An 18,847-nucleotide genomic window follows, 5' to 3' on the forward strand; every position below is an offset into this window, starting at 1 on the left:
CCTCAACGAAGAATAAATATTCTTTAAATCGGATAAAAATACATTAATGTGCAAAAAAAAATGGTCACGATACTTCAACTAGTGCAGCTTTTAACATCGATACTGCTTCATTCCACTCCTGTTCTTCTATTAAAAGCGAAGGCAAAAGTCTCGTGACATGTTTCCCTGCTGGTAAGAGCAACAGCCCTTTCTTTTCACACTTGTGAATGACCTCTTGTGCGAGAACAGTTGTCTCAATCCCAATTAAAAACCCACTTCCTCGAATGTCTTTCACAGTCGAACATGCTAAAAGTTCTTGTCGAAGGGTATCAGTAAATCGATCGGCTTTGTTTTTTACTTCTTGTAAAAATTGCGGCTGACTCATCGTTTCCAAAACCGCTTTAACAACTGCCATTGCTAACGGATTTCCTCCGAATGTCGATCCGTGAGCACCTGCTTGAAAATGTTCAACGAGATTGGACTTACCAAGCATGGCCCCTACCGGGAATCCATTTCCGAGCCCTTTGGCTACCGTGATCACATCAGGGTCAAGCTGATAGTGCTCGTATGCAAAAAATGTACCCGTTCGACCAATTCCTGTTTGAATTTCATCAATAATGATGAGAAGATCTTTTTCTTTTTTTAACTTCATTATGGTGCTGGCAAATTGATCACTTAAAATGTTCACACCGCCTTCACCTTGAACCACTTCAATCATGATCGCAGCTGTCTCTGGTTGAATCGCTGCCTCAAGTGCTTCTGAATCGTTAAATGGCACGTACGTAAATGAATCGAGCATCGGACCATATCCTTGATGAACGGCTTCCTGTCCAGTGGCCGCCATTGAACCTAGCGTTCGTCCATGAAACGATTGATTCATCGTAATGATATGCGATTTTCCTGATGCTTTGCGTGCAAGCTTAATGGCCGCTTCATTTGCTTCAGCTCCGCTGTTACAAAAGAACACAGCGTCACAGACACTTTTTTCGACAAGCATTTTGGCTGCTTGCTCCTGGATCTCATAATGAAAAAGATTCGATCCATGCCACAGTAAGTCTGCTTGTTTGTGTAACGCTTGAACAATGGCAGGATGACCATGTCCTAAATTTGTCACGGCTATACCTGACATAAAATCAAGATAGCGCGTTCCGTCTTGACTATAAACGTTTGATCCTTTTCCTTGCGTTAACTGAATTTCTTTTTTTGTGTAAGTAGGAAATAAATAGCTCATAATCGACTCCGTTCGTTATGGAACAAGTGTCCCTTTCTCAATCATTGTACCGCTGTTTAACGTTAATTTTTTCTTGCCACTAACGATTCGAACGCAGGTTAGATGGTCCGATAAACTATTTAACGCGCCTGTCACCTTTGGAATCATTCCTCCGGTGATTTCACCTTGCTCAATAAATTGAGTGATTTCGAATTCATTTAATTTCGCTTGCTTTTGCTTCTGTATATAAACGCCATCAACATCTGTTACGACAATAAATTCGTCTGCCGCCAATGATTTTGCTACAGAAGCAGCGACTGTGTCCGCATTAATATTGACTTCCCTACCACATGAAGTCAGCCCGAGTGGCGCAATTACTGGAATGGCCTTTTTTCGTAAGACCGCTTCAATATCTTTTGTTTGAACCGACGTTACAGTCCCAACAAATCCTAATCGTTCTTCATCTATAAGTTCTGCTCGGATACATCCATGTTCAAATCCACTTAACGAAACGGCTTCAATACCTGTTTGCTGAAGCGTCTTTACGATGCTCTTGTTCATTTGCTCAAATAGCACATCTCTTACAATCGCTAATACCTCAGCTGTTGTTATTCGTAAACCTTGATCAAATTCAGTGGAAATATTTGCTTTAACGAGTTGTTGATTAATAGCTGGTCCTCCACCGTGCACGATGATGATTTCCTCACCTGCCCGCTGTCGTTCAGCTAAGCCTTTATAGAAATCAGCACTCAACTCAGCAAGCATGCTACCACCAATTTTAATCACTGTACGTTTGCTCATATTGACAACCTCCTAAGTACGATAACCTGCGTTAATTCGGACATAATCATAGGATAAATCGCAACCCCAAGCCTTGCCTATTCCATCACCAATATGTAAATGAAGCGTAAAAACAATCGTCTCTTCTTCCGTCATATAAGCAGTAATTGCGGCATCATTTGTTTCACAAGGCTCGCTTTCTACTAATGTTGAATATGGCCCAATGGCAATATCAATTTTATCTGGCGCAATCGTACAACCACTATACCCAATGGCACCTATAATCCTGCCCCAGTTTGCGTCTTTACCGAACACAGCTGTTTTCACTAAGTCTGAACCAACAATCGTTTTTGCCACTTGACCTGCTTCCTCATCCGATGCCGCTCCACTCACATTTACTTCAATTAATTTCGTCGCACCTTCTCCGTCTCGAGCAATCATTTTTGCTAACGATGTGGCGCATAGTTGAAATGCATATTTAAACGTTTCCCATTGCGGGTGTTGCTCGGATAATACGTGATGATCTACCGCCTTTGACGCAAGGGCCAGCACCATGTCATTTGTTGAACAGTCGCCATCAACAGTAATTCGATTAAACGTTTGGTCTGTGACTTCACCTAATAGTTGTTGTAAAGCTGGTGCTTGTATGGTTGCATCCGTTGCTAAGAATCCAAGCATGGTCGCCATATTCGGATGAATCATACCTGACCCCTTGGCCACGCCTGCAATCCGTACAATCTGCTCATCGATAATAAGTTCGACACAGATTTCTTTTGTGGCCGTATCTGTAGTCAAAATCGCTTCCGCAAAGGCAAATGGTTTTGTGTGAATAGACAATGCGTTAATGCCTGCTCTTACTTTATTCATTTGCAGCTTCTCTCCAATTACACCTGTAGAAGAAACCGCAACAAGTTCATCACATACATTTAATTTTTCAGCTAACAACTGCTGCATTTCCTTCGCATCTGCTTCTCCTTGCTTGCCTGTTACCGCATTTGCGTTGCCACTGTTAACAATGACCGCTTGTAATTGGCCGCTATGATTTAAAGCCTGTTTTGTTAACCTAAGCGGCGCAGCTTGAATTTGGTTCATTGTGAAAACACCAGCCGCTTCTGCTGGACGATCACAATAAATCAGGCCAAGATCCAATTTATTTTTCTTTAGCCCACAGTGAACACCTGTGGTATAAAAGCCCTTCACATCAGCAATTGAGCCGTTTTCTATCATCTTTACATCTGTGTGAATTTGCTCACTAACAAACATCGTTTCACCTCATTTACGGGTAAATTGGCAGCATCCCTAACCCAGTTTTTTCATCAAAGCCATTCATGATATTGAAATTTTGTATCGCCTGACCTGAAGCACCTTTCACCAAGTTATCAATGACTGATACGAGGATAACCCGGTTTGTGCGCTCATCATAAGCCACACCAATGTCACAATAGTTACTTCCGAACACATGCTTTGTCGCAGGAAAATCGCCAATATCTCTTATTCGAACGAATGGATCGTTCTTATATGCGCTCGTTAGACATGTATGTAGTTGCTCAGAATTCACTCCATTTGCAGCAGTGGCATACATGGTCGCCATGATGCCCCGCGACATTGGAACTAGATGCGGTTGGAAACTAACTGTTAGTTCTTCCTCAACCACGTCCATTAACTGTTGCTCAATTTCAGGGGTATGCTTGTGTGATGTTACGCCGTATATTTTAAAATTCTCGTTCATTTCACTAAAGTGGGTGATTGATGAAGGGCTCTTCCCTGCACCAGACGTTCCTGTCTTGGCATCTATAATAATAGATTGAGATTGAATCAGATTCGCTTTCAAAACTGGCAATAGTGCTAATAGAATAGCCGTTGGAAAGCAACCTGGATTTGCTATAATAGAAGCATGTTTTATTTGCTCTTTACTCCATTCACTTAGCCCATAAACGGACTGCTCTAGTAATTCTTTTTGTGCCGCTTCTCTCTTGTACCAAGTCTCATAGACTTTTGGAGAAGAAAGCCTTAAATCTCCTGATAAATCAATGACACGCATGCCCTGATTGCGTAACCATCCACTCCACTTACTTGATACACCTGGAGGAGTCGCTAAAAAAACTGTATGAATGTCATCCATAAGTTCAGCCTCTTCCAACGGTCGCAATGTATATTTATTCTCATTTAATAAATGCGGATATTGTGAAGTTAATGACTGCCCATCTTCATTTGATGTATAAAGATCAATAGATTGAACCTGAGGGTGTTCATTTAAAAACCGTAGTAACTCTACGCCACCATATCCACTAGCGCCGATAATACCAACCTTCATCCTCTCACTCCCGAAACGATTTCTCTTGATATTCACCTATTATAAATATGAATAAAAATAAATTCAACTGTATTTTTATTTTATTTTCACCTAATAGATGTTCTACCGAGATATCCAAGTGATGAAAAAGCAAAAAGCCTTAACAATTTACTAAACAAAAAACACCTAGCTAAGGGCTAGGTGTTAAGCTCATTACACTTTTTCTTGTGAGATTGACGCGATTATATCTTCAAGGATCTCTTCTTGATTCATCTCCAGGCCGTTATATTTTCTTACAACATGCCCTTCAGAATTAATTAAAAAGAAACTTGTCGAATGAATAATATCTTCAGGTTGCTCACCGTGTGCATATGGAACTCGAAACGCTTCATTTGAAAATGTTTCAAGCTCTTCAATTGAATAACCTGTTAAGAAATCCCAATTTTTGTTTTCTACTCCAATGTTGTGTGCATACTGATTCAGTTGTTCCGGCGTATCCTCAACCGGGTCTGCGGTAAATGTAATAAACTGAACGTCGTGCCCTTCTGACTCTAAATCATTTTGCAGCTGGTTCATATTTGGCATCATTGTTAAACAAACGGTTGTACAGTTTGTAAAGGCAAAGTTTGCCAGCCAATAGTCACCTTCTAAATCATTAGAGCCAACTGCTTCATTCTCTTGATTCACAAATGTAAACGCAGGGATAGTAATGTCGGCTTCCGAGATATCAAAGTCAGAATTCTGCCCCATTTCATACATCCATCCACATCCAGATAGCATCAATACTACGAATATCGTTCCAATTACTTTCAAAGAAACCACCCTTCACCCTTGAGATTGGGGAATATCGCTAATGGTTAATTCACCATCTTGCATTTTTTCTTTTTTCAACCATTGTTTAAAGACGTAGCCAATGGCAATCCCATAAACAATTTCTTGAAATACTTTCATTAAAACACCAGCTAATTGCTGATCTGTCCGGGCATCGAGGAACTGTAGTGCCTCTGGACTTCCGAATGCAGCAAGCAATGCTTCTGGTCCTGCTCCCCCGGGTAAGCAATACGCCATTACATTCGCCCAAATTAGCGGATCTGTGTATACAGCATACATGGCATTAGGGGCAAAAATGATGAGTGCACAAGCAGGTGTAATTAATAAACCATTTGCAAAAATATAAAAAATGCGTCGTAACTCAGGAAGCTTGTACGTACTCGGCACAGGGGATAAAATATACCACCACATTAGCGCTGCTGCAATTAGTAATACCCATTGATAAAGACTATGTAAGAACGGTGCTTGCATAAGCGTGTCAAACATAAGCGGAACGTGATAGAATGAAAATAGACCATTAAATAAGAGCAGTGCAACAATTGGATTCCAGAAGTAACGTAACGGTCGAAACGCCCATTTACTAGTTAAAAATGCTTCATACCATTGTCTCGGAATACCGAGTAATAGCAAAGGCACTGCGATAAAATAAGCAAAAACCATTTGTAGCATATGGATCGTCATCATGACGTGTCCGAATACATATAGTGGACTTCCCCAGCCTAAATAAAGCGCTAGCAAACCACTCATGAAGAAAATCATGTTTTTCACTGTGCCGGTTTTTGTCTTTCGCACAAGTAAGCCATATAGAATCGCTATCACGACAATCGTTACAAGCAACTCTGGTGTCCATAATGCGCGGAATCCCAAGCTTGAGGCAAACGTTTCCATATTTATACTCCTTTCAAGCAGGATCTCTCTTACGTACTCATCATAGCACATCTACAGTTGAATCCAAATGTGCTTCCGTGTATTTTTTGTTACTAATTTAAATGAAGGAGAGCTTATGAAACAAAGACATTTAATCGCCTTAGATTTAGACGGCACATTACTTCCAGAAAATCAGATCATTTCCCCACGTACAAAAGACGCGCTCTTAAAAGCGAAAAAAGCAGGTCATATTGTTGCCATTGCGACTGGACGACCTTACAGAGCAAGTAAACGCTATTACCAAGAGCTAAATCTGACCTCACCTATTATTAATTTTAATGGCGCGAGTGTCCATCACCCTCTTGATAAACAGTATCCAACCACTAAAGAAACGATTGATCTTAAGACAAGCCTGCATCTTATTTCGATTTGTAAAGAAGTTGGCATCGAAAATATGATGATTGAAATCAATGATTCATTTTACATGATGAAAAATGAAGGTTTTTTTGCAAATTTTTTAACTGATGGCATTGAACCCATTGCTTCAGGATCATTAGAATCATTGTTAACAGAACCACCTACTGCTATTCTAGTTGAACCTCAAGCGGACCGCGTAAAAGCGTTGCGCGATACCCTTGACCAAACAAATAGCGAAACGACGTTACAACGTTGGTGGAAAAGCAAAGTATCTGTTTTGGAAATTGCACCAAACCATGTCACAAAGGCGACCGCTTTACATGAAGTAGCAAAACACTACAACATTGACACTGAGCATATCATCGCTTTTGGTGACGAGGAAAATGACTTAGAAATGATTCAGTTTGCCGGACAAGGGATTGCAATGGGGAACGCCATTACAGAATTAAAAGACATTGCCCATGCAGTTACCGATACGAATGAAGAAGATGGCATTGCTGTGTATCTTGAAAAAGCCTTAACACTTTAATTTCCATTTTTGGGAGGGGACCTCATGATTGAAATTGTTGAACTTTCGGCAGATACAACAGCTGAAACAAAACGCGAACTGACTTATCTTTTTGAAAAGCAACTTCACAACATCGCTGGTAAAAAAGCGATGACGCAAATTGAACATATTTTAAATGAAGCCCTTCTCCCTCAATCACAAACCTATTTCTTTATTGCACGCTATGAAGGTCAAGCAGTCGCATTTGCTTTTTTTAATACTATGACTAGCTTCCAAAAAGGCGGACAGTACATTTGGCTCAACGAAATTTATGTTGAAGAAGAGTACCGGAACCAGGGAATTGCCAAAAAACTGTTGCTTCGGATTATTTACTGGGCTGAAACACGTAATATTAAAGGCATTGAGCTCGAAACGGGTTTAAACAATGAAGCAACAAAGTCTTTATATAATTCCCTCGGCTTTTACGATGTTGTGTCTAAACGGTATTCCTTTCGTTTTTAATTGAAGTCATACGCCTATTTTCTTCCATAACTAGGCGTATAGCTTCTTTTTTTTTGCGATTTTACATAGACTAAAGCAATCTCTTATTTAGTGCCTTTTGCAAAAGGAGTGTAAGAATATGACTGCAATTCCTTGGCCGACAGAATTTCAAGAACTTTCAATTAAAATCACAAAACGAGCGTTACATCAGTTTATAAAAAAAATGATGGCGAATGAATATGACCTTCACTGGCGCTATGACTCAAATTTCATTTATCTGATTATCGAATTTGAAGACTTGATTCATGAACTTCCTTTTATCCGCAACGATCATTTTTTGACAATGACAGCCAAAAAACTTTATGTGTACGATGCTACTCTTTCTGATGTACTTGAACACTTATTGCAATCTGAAAAAGGAACAGGTGTTGTTAAGCGAATGACGGAAGGGCCTCAATATGTCACAACCTATGAACACGGAGATATTGCCTCTACAGTAGAAATTGAAGGGAGTGAGCAAGGGATGGCGAATAAAAACGTACCGATGATTCAGTATAAGGAAAACGGAAAATCGCTTGGACCAAAAACGATGATTAACGTGATGAATCTAGAAATTAATTACATCCTGATGGAACTTTTTGAGGCAATGGAAACAAAGAATGAAGAAGCTATGGTCGAACATAAACATCGACTAAAAAAACTGGTAAACCGTCGCTCACAAGTAGAAAAACTTTTAAAGCTTTAGCGCACTTCAATTGATAGCACATCTTGTGCTTTTTTTTTGAGTTTAACGGTTTTTGCTCAAATCCGTAGCTAGACTTTTTTTTCCTTAGTAAAAAAGGTAAAATAGAGAGATACTGTTTTATCATGAGGTGAAAAATTGTCTAACGCTTATCGGCGCTTGCGCACAGAAATGGAACCTTATTTAAAAGGATTGAATCGCAAACTTCGATCTTCCCGTTACCTTGCTCCAGCTCAAATCGAGTCATACGGGCTTGAGGTACGAGATCATTTACATACATTTAAAGAAGATGAACAACTGAATGGGAGTTTTGTCATCATTGATTATTTATATGGACAAGCAAAAGGAGATGGCCAGTGGGCGTCACTGGAGAGACGGTTTAATCAATTTTTTGATACTATCACCCACCAGATGTATGAGTCAGCGTTTTCTAAATCAAAAAAATTAAAGACTCGATTTGCTAAAACATTAGGATCATCTTTTATTGCTTCGATGGAAGACGAACACGCTCCTTATCCGAGATTGTTCTATACGTTTATGAAAACATTTTCTACAGATCAGATTGATAAGCTCGATCATTATTTTTATGAGCATGATATGAAGAAAGCGTCTCGCTCATTTAGCATAACGATGAGCTACTTCTTCTTATATATCGGAAAAGAATCCTATGCAAAGACGTTAATGAAGCAAGCTCAACCATTAACATCTGATGAAGCCGTTCCACACTTGTCTTTACTAACGCACCGAGAACGATATGAACAAGTATTATCATGGTTTGATACGTTTTTTCCTAACAAAACAGATAAGCTAGGTGTTTTGCAGGAGTACTATGATCAATCTGCCTCCTTACATCATTCATCGTCTATTCAGTACGAAACATGGGATCGTTGGTTAAAAGCCCCTTCTTTTAAACGGTTTCAAACGTTGATGAGTCATTATTCGGAGCAACAAAAAGCACTTGTGCTCGATTATTTGCTACCGCCTTTGGAGCGACGACTCTTTAGCGAAGCGAATAAACTCGTCTATGCACAGATTTTAATTCAATACCCAGACTATGATCGCATGCAGCAATATTTTTTGCTACATGAAACCAATCCACTTGATTTACATGAGCAAAAGCAACAGTTATTACAGCAGCTTGTACAAGAGCAGCCAGCTCTTTCACTTCCTGTTGTTCATCAGTTTATCATTCGATTAGCAGAAAAACGCACGCGTAAATATTACGTGGAAGCAGCTGAATACGTTGAAAAACTTGCTTCTATTTATAAGCGTATGAACAAAACCGAACGTTATCAGCAATACAAACAAGCATTATATAAACGATATCAATCGTATCGAGCGTTTATTGAGGAGTTGAAACGTCGTGAACCAATCATCCATATGGATTCATAGTGGCTGGGTCAATCAGTCCTTTTTCGTTTGGGCAGAGGCAAAAGGACAAACCAATCAAGCAAAAAGCGGGTTTATCTATCCTTTTCTCTACTCTCCTTTCGAATTAAAATTACGACTGTTTCAAAACGATCCTATTTCTTTTTACGGAACGTTTTTAACACTATCACGGGCGATTATTCACGTCCCTCTCGTTCAACGTGAGTTTCAATCCTATGTCGGCTCAACGATTATTTATCAATCAGCCGACTCATGGAAAACACATTTTTTTCCAATAGAAGGCATTTCGTTCACTTTAAAAGAATTCATTCAGTTCCTTCCGTTGTTTCGCACATGGAAAACAGACTTTCAGCTAGCGGACGATTTTAATAGTTGGCTTCGGTTTATGGATGACGTTTACGCTTTAATTGAAGGTGGCTATTTTGAACCCAACCAAGCTGGGAAATGGGTTTTAAAAGTGAAAGAACAGTGGTTTAAAGATTGGGCTTCATCTATACCAATGTCATCGTTCTCTATCGCCAGCAGTCAAGAAAATCAATCGATTGAGCAAGAGGATGATGAGCACTATGCTCAACGCAAATCGATTATGGAAGCATTGATCGATTGTACGATTCGGGATTTGTTACACGAAGAAGATGTCACGGTTCTTTATAATGAATGGCAGCAGTCTGTTGAAGAACCATTACAGCCGCTTCTATCGACATTAAAAACGAGAACCCCAATGACAGCGAAAGAGAATTGGTCGACCCACGCGATTCAAGATCGATTAGGGGTAAAGCAACGAGAACCGTTTAAAACAGCTATTGTACTAAATGAACCAAAGGAAAACCAAGTTGACTGGACCCTCTCTCTAGCGTTGATTGATCGAACTAACCGTGAGCAAGTGATTCCGGTAAAACAATTGTTAACAGGAGACCATCCTTGGCTGACAAACCCCATTCCACAATTAAAAAAGGATTTATCGCACATTCAAGATGATTTTCAACCCCTATCGGCCATTAGCTTGTCAGCTCCAACTGTTACAGTTACGAGCGAAGATGCGTTTGAGCTGTTTATGCAACATGACCGATTTGAGCAAATTGGCGTAACCTTAATTGTGCCAAACCAGTTAAAGCAAACGCCATCGATTAAAGTGAAATTAAAAGACATGCAGCAAGATCGTTATAGTGGTGTTGACCCTATTTTGAATTGGAACAGTCTTTCACAATTTGATTATTCCATCATGGTTGGTTCTCAAGAAATGTCACAAGAAGAGTTTCAAACATACGTGAGTGAACAAAAATCCCTTTTACATCTTAATAACCAATGGCTTGTGTGGGATCCAAACCTTGCAGAACGGCTTAAGCAGTTTTTGGATCAGATTCAAGACCAATATACGTATTTAGATGCATGGCGCCTTGATCAAGAGGAAGACGGGCTTGAAGAACTTGATGACATTGATCTTTCTATTGAGTGGTCAGAAAAAGTTCAAGAGAAATTACCACAATTGTACCGGCGTGAACCTGCTCTTGTTCCCGTTCCTTCTAGACTACAAGGCAGTTTACGCATGTATCAGCAACAAGGCTTTAGCTGGCTCGTTCACTTGCGCCAAATTGGGTTTGGAGGATGTTTAGCAGATGACATGGGCTTAGGAAAGTCTATTCAAACCATTGCATATCTCCTTTATATTCTTGAACAACAACAGCAAAAAGCGGAGCCGTTTTTACTCATTTGCCCGACTTCCCTGCTCTATAATTGGGAGGCAGAATGTCAAAAATTCGCTCCTGAACTAAACGTATTTATCCACCATGGGAACGATCGAATTCTTGAAAAAGATGAACGACTTAGTGAATACGATTTAGTCATTACATCTTATACCCTTGCATTACGAGATGAAGACCTACTGCACGAATTCAATTGGAATGGCCTTATTCTAGATGAGGCTCAGCATATAAAAAATAAAGAAACGAAACAGCGTAAAGCCATTCGCAAGCTCCATGCGACTCATCGAATTGCGTTAACTGGAACGCCAATAGAAAATCGATTAACAGAATTATGGTCATTAATGGATTTACTGAATCCGTCCTTACTCGGCAACTATAAACAATTTTATGCAACGTACATTAAGCCGATTGAGAAAGATGGGGACAACGAGCGCCAGCAACAGCTACGAACAGTGATTCATCCATTTCTTTTAAGAAGGACAAAAGAAACAACGGACTCTGAATTAAATTTACCTGCAAAACATGAAGAATTGAAGTACGTTCCATTGACAATTGAGCAAGTAGGCTTATATCAGGCAATTGTCAATGACATTGAAGATCAAATCCATTCGGTCTCTACAATGGAGCGACGCGCGCTCATCTTACGGACAATTACGCGCTTAAAACAAATCTGTAACCATCCAGCTCAATTTTTAAAAGCACCTATTGAAGCGCATCGTTCAGGTAAGTGGGAAATGTTCCAAACATTGGTGCACGAGATTTATGAGCGACAAGAAAGTACACTCATTTTTACCCAGTATAAAGAAATGGGCAAACTCATTCGGTCGTATTTAGAAGAAACGTATGGTGCAACATCTTTTTTACATGGAGGATTAACAAAAAAACAACGGTTAGAGGCAATTGAAAGCTTTCAAGATCGTGAAGGACCTTCCTTTTTTGTTTTATCACTAAAAGCAGGCGGCGTTGGCTTGAATTTAACAAAAGCGACGAACGTCATTCACTACGATCGATGGTGGAATCCAGCAGTTGAAAACCAAGCTACCGACCGCGCCTATCGGATTGGCCAAACAGACGAGGTTCATGTGTACAAGTTGCTAACAGAGGGAACGATTGAGGAAAAAATCGACCGAATGATTACAGGTAAGCAACATTTGGCCGACGGCATTTTAGCCTCCTCTTCACAAGTAACAGAACTAAGTGATGAAGAATTACTTTCTTTATTGCGATTAAGTTAATAAGTTGGTGAAAGCATAATGAAACAGCCATTTGAGTCATTTTGGAAAACAGTTGAGCGTGAAAAAGAGTCTAAGACAGTCACCATTCCTCAAACAGAAGCTGGTACGCCAGAATGGAAAGCATTAAAAGAACGCATCCAGCAAAAAGCAAAAGAAAGAAGGTAGAGACGAGTCTCTACCTTCTTTCTTTGTGTTACGATTTACTAATTTCAACTTCAATCGACTGTGTAAATGTATTTGGATCGCTTAATGATTCTACAATGTTTTCGTCAACCAAAAGCTCCACAGTCATCATATACGCTCCTGCTGGTATGTTCTCTGTAGAAATTTCTTCTCGTACGTCTTCAATTTCGCCTGGCTCATACGTTTTTTCCGTTACGCTTTGAGCAAACATATGCTCATCCGAATAGCGGAATACTTCTTCTTCTTGTGCATTCACAAGTGTGATTTCATATAATTGTTGCGATGGGAAGGTTAACGTCTGTGCTTCATCTGTTCCGTTTTCAATGTACATCTCTACAAATAGCGTATCATCTGAAAGTTGATGATCAACTGTAAATACCCATTCATCAGACATAGTAGAATCTCCTCCAGCTGGAATATTCTGATCTTCTTCTTCCTCAGCCTGGCCACCACAAGCTGCTAATGTAAAAGCAAACGTAAGGCCCATTAGTACATTCAACGTTTTCAAGACAAATTCCTCCTATTAATCTTTCCGGAACAACCCGAAGATGTTCGCTGTCTCAACAATGTTCGTGAACGCCGCCGGATCGACTTCTTCAACGATATTTTTCAGCTCATACAGCTCGTACCTTGTAATAACAATCACTAACATTTCTTTTTCCTCAAATGTATACCCACCTTTAGCTGGTAAACGGGTAATCCCTCTGGTTAAACGTTGATGAATCGCTTTATTTAGCGTATCTGCGTTTTTTGTTACAATCATCGCGGTTAGTTTCACATAGCGAGTGTGAATGGCGTCAATAAAGCGTGAGGTTACATAAATAGAAATTAACGTAAATAACGCTTTTTCAGGATCTAGCATAATTCCTGATGCCACTACAATGATTGAATTTAAAATGAAGAAAAAGCTGCCAACAGGTCGATCAGACATTCTCGCTAACACGAGCACTATAATATCCAAACCACCCGAAGATGCGCCCCATTTAAGCAACAGCCCGGCACCACCTGCAGCGATAACCCCTCCGAAGACGGCATTTAACATAATGTCTTCAGAGAAAGCATAAACAGGCAAGACTTCTAAGAAAATGGTTGTCAGCACAACACTTGCAAAGCTATAGATTGTAAAACTCTTTCCAACTTTAAGCCAACCAAGGATTGCGACTGGAATGTTTAATAGCAACAATAGGATCCCTGTAGATAATGGCACGACATAGGATAAAAGCTGCGCGACACCAGTAAAGCCACTGGCAAATACATCAGCTGGTAGAAGAAAGAAATTTAGTGAACTTGCAAGTAAAAACGAACCAATAATAACAATGAAAATTTTTCCGAATTTACGAATCATTTTACATCGTCACCTGGTTCTGGCTTTCCACTTGTTTTTCAAACCAATTCGCAGCATCGAGCATAGCACTTCGCGTTATTTTGTGATCCGCTCCTTTTTCAGGGTAGAATGTCACTTGATGATCTTGAACGATAGAAGATGCTTTTAATTGTTCTAAAAAAGCTTGAGCGAATTGATAAGGGACCGTTTGATCTTCCATACCGTGCCAGATGTATAGCTGCCGATCTTCAAGGACACGTACATCCCGTGATAGATCAAACACACGTACCTGCTCTAAAATGGCTTCTTTTTGTTCCTCAGTAATCTTCATACCACGTTTTGTAGCGACCTCAAACATCAATTTTGCAAATTCTTCATATTGAGGCGCTCCCATAAACAAACACGCATGTTTGATCCAGTCATATTGTTGCAAGAGCCCATATGAAGTAATTGCACCCATCGAAGTACCACCAATAAATAGTTGGTTCTCCTCGGTTTGAAATCGTTCATTGATTGCCTGTACGAGACGTGGAAACTCTTCAATTGACTGTTGGATAACCGACCAAAAATGAAGGTACGGATCTTTTGAGCCTTCTCCTGGCTGTCGGACACCATGATAGAGCGCATCTGGTAACACCACTCGGAATCCTTTCTTTGCAATGGTATACGCAATATGCAAATTATGTTCTTTTGCGCTTGTGACGCCATGATAAAAAAACAACGTTGGCTTTTCACCACGTTCTTCTTCCTCTACAATAAGTAGAGGGATATTATGTATCACATCTTCTTGAATTCGCATCTCTCTGATCCACTCCTACGTTCAAAAAAGCCGCCTAGAAGGCAGCTTTCACAAAATTATTGGTACTTTTCGTTATAACGTTGGATGCTGTATAACGATCCTTCGTCAACCATTTTGCTGTCTTCCGTATAGGGTCTAGGGTTCCCTAATTGAAAGGATTTAATTTTTTCTTCTTTTGATTTCCCTGTCACTTTGTTTAAAAAGTCTTGACTCTTTTCTTTTAAATCTGCTCGCTTATCACCATCTACTAAGTAAACCGTCAATGCTCCTGCTACGGCTGCCGATGCTACAGCAACAATTGTTTTCTTTGCATCCACTACAAAAAACCCCTCTCTAAACAAAATCAACGATTCTCTTTATAGTATGTTCCCTAAATGATACTTCATAAACCTAAAAGAATGATTCAATTTCATAACCCATAAATCGTTACAGTGATAAAATAGGAAGAATCTTTATAAGTGGTCATAACCCACTCATAAAGATTCTTTTCACTTAAGCTCAATCCTACTAATTGACTATTATTTACCTGTGTACAGTTCTTTTGGTTCTTTTACGATCCATTCTTGACCAAAAGAACGCTCGCCGTCCCATTCTAACATCCCGCCATCATAATTACGGACATTTGTAAAACCCTGTTCCTTCATGTACATTGCTGTATTTTGACTTCTACGTCCACTTCTACATACAAGAATATAACTCTTGTCGTCATCCATTTCTTGAAGCATGGATGGCACTTCATTCATCGGAATGAGTGGAACCCCTGGAATGTGTCCGTCTTCATATTCAGTTACTTCGCGAACGTCAATAACAATCGGCTCATCGTGCGGTTTTTTGTTTTGTAATTCGTCTTTCAATTCACTCGTAGATATTTGTAAAATACCATCTTCAGTTTTACTCATAGGAACCTCCAATTTTTCGCTTATTCAATCGTTATGTCAATGTGGGGAAACGACTCTCGAAGCTGCGTTAGCGTCACTTCTTCAGCTTCTAATTGTTCAAAGACAGGTAGAACGACATCATCAATGTAGCTTGCCACATCAATGGTACCATCAGACCGAATGTAATCATCGTGATCAGACACAATCTCATATAAAGGCTGAAACGATTGAATCTGAAATGCTACTGTTCTTCCTTGGATGTCTCTCGTATAGTCTCTCGTATCAATTGCATGCACACGATAGACCGATGCCAAACTTACGTAACGCGCCTGCTCTTGTTCGATTTGCTCTTCTTGATTGTCTGTCATAACAACATCGCCACTATATGCCGTTGGGACAAAAACGGAAATAGCAAAGTAAAGTGTCAATACTGTTATAAAGACGAGAAAGGAACTTGTCCTTTCTTTTCCTCTTGTATCTCCGCTTCTCTTTTGAATACTTCGATGGACAATAAAGAGGGTAACTGCTAATAAAAGAATGCAGCTAGTAATAAGGATAAACTGAAACCAACCTTCAGATAAGATCACCATTTAAAACGACTCTCTTTCTCGTACAATAATGTTCGTTAATCATTCGTATCGTACCATAAGAGCGTTCATTTAAAAACGAAAAAGCGTTAAATTGAAGAAGATTTTGCGATTGTTTTCCATCTGTCTCTAGCCTTACATGGGCATATTTCCCCGTTTTCTTGTTTCGTCAACAGGTTTGGCTTTTAAATAGCGAAACGACTGAATTAAAAACGAACGGGTTTCTCTTGGCAAAATCACATCATCAATATACCCTTTTTTTGCAGCATGATATGGGGAATCGGTCTCTTCTAGATTTCTAACAGCTTTTTCTGCAACAATCGCTTCTGAACTTTGACTCCCCATAACTGCAATAGACGCACACGGCCAAGCTACGACTAGATCTGCACCAATCCCTTTACTATTTAATGCGACAAACGCACCTCCGTATGCTTTTCTAAGTACGACGGTAATTTTCGGTACAGATGCTTCAGCAAACGCGTAAATTAGTTTAGCGCCGTGGCGCAATAGGCCTTTATATTCTTGGTCTTTTCCAGGGATAAATCCGCTCACATCTTCTAACACAAGCAATGGAATGTGGAAACAATTGCAGAAACGAACAAACCGGGCACCTTTATCACTTGCATCAATATCAATGCAACCGGCTAAATGAATGGGGTTATTAGCCACAACACCGACTGTTTTACCGTTTAAGCGAATAAAACCGGTCACGATGTTTTTGGCAAAACCTTTTGACCATTCAAACAAGTACTGTTGATCTGCAAGACACGCAATGATTTCTTTCACATTATATACTTCTCGCTCATCTTTTGGTAAACACGTCTCAATTTCTGTTTCTGAAGCGACACTGGTCGATTCTTTTTTGCGGTTTCCTAAAAAAGATAAAAACTCTTTCACTTGAGCAAACGCTTCTTGCTCTGTGTCAGCCACAAAATGAGCCAACCCGCTTTTGGTTGCATGTACATCTGCACCACCAAGATCTTCAGGCGACAACGTCTCTCCACTTATTGCTTGAAGAACTTTCGGTCCTGTTATAAACATTTGGCTAATCGTTCGTACCATAAATATCGCATCGCTTAATGCAGGGGAATAAGCAGCTCCTCCTGCACAAGGTCCAAGCATAACCGATAGCTGGGGAATAACGCCTGAGTACTGAACGTTTCGCTTGAATATTTCTCCATAACCATGCAGCGCCTCTATGCCTTCTTGAATACGTGCTCCGCCTGAATCAATTAAGCCAATAATTGGCATCCGATGTTCGTAAGCTAAATCCATTAACGAACAAATCTTTTGTGCGTGCATGCCTCCAAGCGTACCGCCGACAATTGTAAAATCTTGTGCATAAATACAAACATCTTGCTCGTTTATTTTGCCAATACCAGTAATGACACCATCGCTTGGTTGACCGTCTAAACCTAATGCAAATCGATACAACTCAGAAAAGCTATTCGCATCAACAAGCTGACTAATCCGCTCCCGTGCTAATAGCTTCCCCCGTTTCTTTTGCGCTTCTTGCTTATCAATTCCGCCGCCTAATGAAATGATCTCTAATCGTTTCTCATAGTCTTGTTCTTCTTGATTGTCCATTGTGATCCACCCTTTTTAGGTTCTTGTTGTAATGTAACCAAAAAGGGGGACGCTATGCGTTAGGGTGTTCTGTGAACAGGCAAGGTTACACATCGAAATGAACCACCTGATTTAATAATCTCAGAAAAATCAACTTCAATGATCGTATAGCCACGATCCCGTAGCGCTTGGTTCGTTTTTTTGTTTTGGGGCAGTGCTAAAATACGCTTTTTCCCTATCGACAAAACATTTACACTTAAATGAAATTGTTCTTCTTTTGAAACTTCAATACAATCATAACGTTCAGACAGCATTCGATAAGCAGCAGCATCAATCGCCTCAGGGTATACGAGTGCTTCATGTTTCGAAATAGGTTGAAACACACAATCTAGATGCAAATACTTATGATCAAATGGCACCCATTGAAATTGTTTACTTCCATGATTCTGTTCTAACATTGATAAACTATTTGACGATGTACGCCCACTCGCACCGACATAAATGATATGCTCCGTAACGATGACGTCTCCGCCCTCGATTGTCCCTTTTGGAATAAATTGATACGGACGATCAATCGCTTCCAAAAATTTAGCAAGCTCTTTTTCCTCGCCTTGTCGGATCTCACTTTCCATTCGCGCAACATATAGAACGTTTTCGATTGTAAATCCGCTATCACGCATAAAAATCTGTTCAGGAAATGATGCATGAGGCGGCAACATCCGTACATTAACTCCTTCATCCCTCATCGTTTCAATAAGCGTTTGGTGCTGGGAACAAGCTAATTCTTTATCAATATTTTCTTTCATATACTTCCGCTGCGTTTCATTGATGGGTTCTTTAATTGTCATATACGTTGGTTTGCATACAACCACTTCTGTCAACGTATCAAATTCAGAATTACAATAAACGTTTTCATTTTTCATGAGTGAATGACCCCTATCTTTTGAATCAATTCTTTATTAAGATTTGCATACAGGATTGTAAAAATCAATTTTATCCATTATATTTTTATATATTCGTATACCTTTTCCTAAGTGTATACTACAATAAGGATATCTTATCCATTTTAAATGATT

20 protein-coding genes are annotated in these 18,847 nt (G+C 39.8%); 6 read left to right on the top strand and 14 right to left on the bottom strand.

All coding sequences use genetic code 11. The features are described from left to right. Positions 1-64 precede the first annotated feature (64 nt). The 6 genes from argD to ctaG form a co-directional block, all read right to left on the bottom strand. Complete coding sequence (argD, locus tag ABC361_RS13190; protein ID WP_413074385.1) at positions 65-1,210, bottom strand: acetylornithine transaminase; 1,146 nt, start codon at positions 1,208-1,210, stop codon at positions 65-67. Positions 1,211-1,225: 15 nt separating this feature from the next. Then, a complete protein-coding gene (gene argB, locus ABC361_RS13195) occupies positions 1,226-1,990 on the bottom strand; it encodes an acetylglutamate kinase (protein WP_413074386.1) in 765 nt (254 codons plus the stop codon). Positions 1,991-2,002: 12 nt separating this feature from the next. Next, positions 2,003-3,232 (bottom strand): bifunctional ornithine acetyltransferase/N-acetylglutamate synthase, encoded by a 1,230-nt coding sequence (argJ, locus tag ABC361_RS13200; protein WP_413074387.1) that lies wholly within the window; start codon positions 3,230-3,232, stop codon positions 2,003-2,005. A 13-nt stretch (positions 3,233-3,245) separates the two neighbouring features. Beyond that, positions 3,246-4,283 carry an N-acetyl-gamma-glutamyl-phosphate reductase gene (gene argC, locus ABC361_RS13205; protein WP_413074388.1) on the bottom strand — a complete coding sequence of 346 codons (1,038 nt, stop codon included), beginning with the start codon at positions 4,281-4,283 and terminating at the stop codon, positions 3,246-3,248. 192 nt (positions 4,284-4,475) lie between these two features. Further along, entirely contained in the window at positions 4,476-5,075 is a 600-nt protein-coding gene (locus ABC361_RS13210) for an SCO family protein (RefSeq protein WP_413074389.1), read from the bottom strand. A 12-nt stretch (positions 5,076-5,087) separates the two neighbouring features. Further along, positions 5,088-5,981, bottom strand: coding sequence for a cytochrome c oxidase assembly factor CtaG (ctaG, locus tag ABC361_RS13215; protein WP_413074390.1), 894 nt, complete (start codon positions 5,979-5,981; stop codon positions 5,088-5,090). A gap of 115 nt (positions 5,982-6,096) precedes the next feature. On the opposite strand from ctaG, the gene ABC361_RS13220 reads away from it, so the two are divergent. The 6 genes from ABC361_RS13220 (at position 6,097) to ABC361_RS13245 (ending at position 12,599) form a co-directional block, all read left to right on the top strand. Next, complete coding sequence (locus ABC361_RS13220) at positions 6,097-6,906, top strand: Cof-type HAD-IIB family hydrolase (RefSeq protein WP_413074391.1); 810 nt, start codon at positions 6,097-6,099, stop codon at positions 6,904-6,906. Positions 6,907-6,930: 24 nt separating this feature from the next. Further along, entirely contained in the window at positions 6,931-7,386 is a 456-nt protein-coding gene (locus ABC361_RS13225) for a GNAT family N-acetyltransferase (RefSeq protein WP_413074392.1), read from the top strand. Positions 7,387-7,504: 118 nt separating this feature from the next. Beyond that, positions 7,505-8,110 (top strand): hypothetical protein, encoded by a 606-nt coding sequence (locus tag ABC361_RS13230; protein ID WP_413074393.1) that lies wholly within the window; start codon positions 7,505-7,507, stop codon positions 8,108-8,110. A 135-nt stretch (positions 8,111-8,245) separates the two neighbouring features. Continuing rightward, on the top strand, positions 8,246-9,499 hold the full coding sequence (locus ABC361_RS13235) for a hypothetical protein (protein ID WP_413074394.1): 1,254 nt from the start codon (positions 8,246-8,248) through the stop codon (positions 9,497-9,499). Continuing rightward, on the top strand, positions 9,471-12,434 hold the full coding sequence (locus ABC361_RS13240; RefSeq protein ID WP_413074395.1) for a DEAD/DEAH box helicase: 2,964 nt from the start codon (positions 9,471-9,473) through the stop codon (positions 12,432-12,434). The genes ABC361_RS13235 and ABC361_RS13240 overlap by 29 nt, the downstream gene beginning before the upstream one ends. Before the next feature lie 18 nt (positions 12,435-12,452). Next, positions 12,453-12,599: a hypothetical protein gene (locus tag ABC361_RS13245; protein WP_413074396.1), complete on the top strand. Its 147-nt coding sequence runs from the start codon at positions 12,453-12,455 to the stop codon at positions 12,597-12,599. Positions 12,600-12,627: 28 nt separating this feature from the next. On the opposite strand, the gene ABC361_RS13250 is transcribed toward ABC361_RS13245, so the two are convergent. The 8 genes from ABC361_RS13250 to ABC361_RS13285 all read right to left on the bottom strand — a co-directional run bounded on the left by ABC361_RS13250 (position 12,628) and on the right by ABC361_RS13285 (position 18,694). Next, entirely contained in the window at positions 12,628-13,125 is a 498-nt protein-coding gene (locus ABC361_RS13250; RefSeq protein ID WP_413074397.1) for a BsuPI-related putative proteinase inhibitor, read from the bottom strand. A gap of 15 nt (positions 13,126-13,140) precedes the next feature. Then, entirely contained in the window at positions 13,141-13,962 is an 822-nt protein-coding gene (locus ABC361_RS13255; protein WP_413074398.1) for a YitT family protein, read from the bottom strand. Position 13,963: 1 nt separating this feature from the next. Continuing rightward, a complete protein-coding gene (locus ABC361_RS13260) occupies positions 13,964-14,740 on the bottom strand; it encodes a serine aminopeptidase domain-containing protein (RefSeq protein ID WP_413074399.1) in 777 nt (258 codons plus the stop codon). Between the two features lie 56 nt (positions 14,741-14,796). Further along, the gene (locus ABC361_RS13265; protein WP_413074400.1) at positions 14,797-15,057 is read right to left on the bottom strand and encodes a hypothetical protein; all 261 of its coding nucleotides are present in this window, start codon (positions 15,055-15,057) and stop codon (positions 14,797-14,799) included. A gap of 201 nt (positions 15,058-15,258) precedes the next feature. Beyond that, on the bottom strand, positions 15,259-15,639 hold the full coding sequence (locus tag ABC361_RS13270; protein WP_413074401.1) for a rhodanese-like domain-containing protein: 381 nt from the start codon (positions 15,637-15,639) through the stop codon (positions 15,259-15,261). A gap of 20 nt (positions 15,640-15,659) precedes the next feature. Continuing rightward, a complete protein-coding gene (locus tag ABC361_RS13275) occupies positions 15,660-16,208 on the bottom strand; it encodes a hypothetical protein (protein ID WP_413074402.1) in 549 nt (182 codons plus the stop codon). 132 nt (positions 16,209-16,340) lie between these two features. After that, a complete protein-coding gene (locus ABC361_RS13280) occupies positions 16,341-17,792 on the bottom strand; it encodes an acyl-CoA carboxylase subunit beta (RefSeq protein WP_413074403.1) in 1,452 nt (483 codons plus the stop codon). A 59-nt stretch (positions 17,793-17,851) separates the two neighbouring features. Then, positions 17,852-18,694, bottom strand: coding sequence for a dimethylarginine dimethylaminohydrolase family protein (locus ABC361_RS13285; protein ID WP_413074404.1), 843 nt, complete (start codon positions 18,692-18,694; stop codon positions 17,852-17,854). Positions 18,695-18,847: the final 153 nt, after the last annotated feature.

This window comes from Shouchella phoenicis (assembly GCF_047238345.1).
GTDB lineage: Bacteria > Bacillota > Bacilli > Bacillales > Bacillaceae_D > Shouchella.

Coding starts and splice junctions, on each gene's coding strand:
- argD (WP_413074385.1), bottom strand. CDS start 1,210: ATGAGCTATTTATTTCCTACTTACACAAAAAAAGAAATTCAGTTAACG.
- argB (WP_413074386.1), bottom strand. CDS start 1,990: ATGAGCAAACGTACAGTGATTAAAATTGGTGGTAGCATGCTTGCTGAG.
- argJ (WP_413074387.1), bottom strand. CDS start 3,232: ATGTTTGTTAGTGAGCAAATTCACACAGATGTAAAGATGATAGAAAAC.
- argC (WP_413074388.1), bottom strand. CDS start 4,283: ATGAAGGTTGGTATTATCGGCGCTAGTGGATATGGTGGCGTAGAGTTA.
- ctaG (WP_413074390.1), bottom strand. CDS start 5,981: ATGGAAACGTTTGCCTCAAGCTTGGGATTCCGCGCATTATGGACACCA.
- ABC361_RS13220 (WP_413074391.1), top strand. CDS start 6,097: ATGAAACAAAGACATTTAATCGCCTTAGATTTAGACGGCACATTACTT.
- ABC361_RS13225 (WP_413074392.1), top strand. CDS start 6,931: ATGATTGAAATTGTTGAACTTTCGGCAGATACAACAGCTGAAACAAAA.
- ABC361_RS13230 (WP_413074393.1), top strand. CDS start 7,505: ATGACTGCAATTCCTTGGCCGACAGAATTTCAAGAACTTTCAATTAAA.
- ABC361_RS13245 (WP_413074396.1), top strand. CDS start 12,453: ATGAAACAGCCATTTGAGTCATTTTGGAAAACAGTTGAGCGTGAAAAA.
- ABC361_RS13255 (WP_413074398.1), bottom strand. CDS start 13,962: ATGATTCGTAAATTCGGAAAAATTTTCATTGTTATTATTGGTTCGTTT.
- ABC361_RS13260 (WP_413074399.1), bottom strand. CDS start 14,740: ATGCGAATTCAAGAAGATGTGATACATAATATCCCTCTACTTATTGTA.
- ABC361_RS13270 (WP_413074401.1), bottom strand. CDS start 15,639: ATGAGTAAAACTGAAGATGGTATTTTACAAATATCTACGAGTGAATTG.
- ABC361_RS13275 (WP_413074402.1), bottom strand. CDS start 16,208: ATGGTGATCTTATCTGAAGGTTGGTTTCAGTTTATCCTTATTACTAGC.
- ABC361_RS13280 (WP_413074403.1), bottom strand. CDS start 17,792: ATGGACAATCAAGAAGAACAAGACTATGAGAAACGATTAGAGATCATT.
- ABC361_RS13285 (WP_413074404.1), bottom strand. CDS start 18,694: ATGAAAAATGAAAACGTTTATTGTAATTCTGAATTTGATACGTTGACA.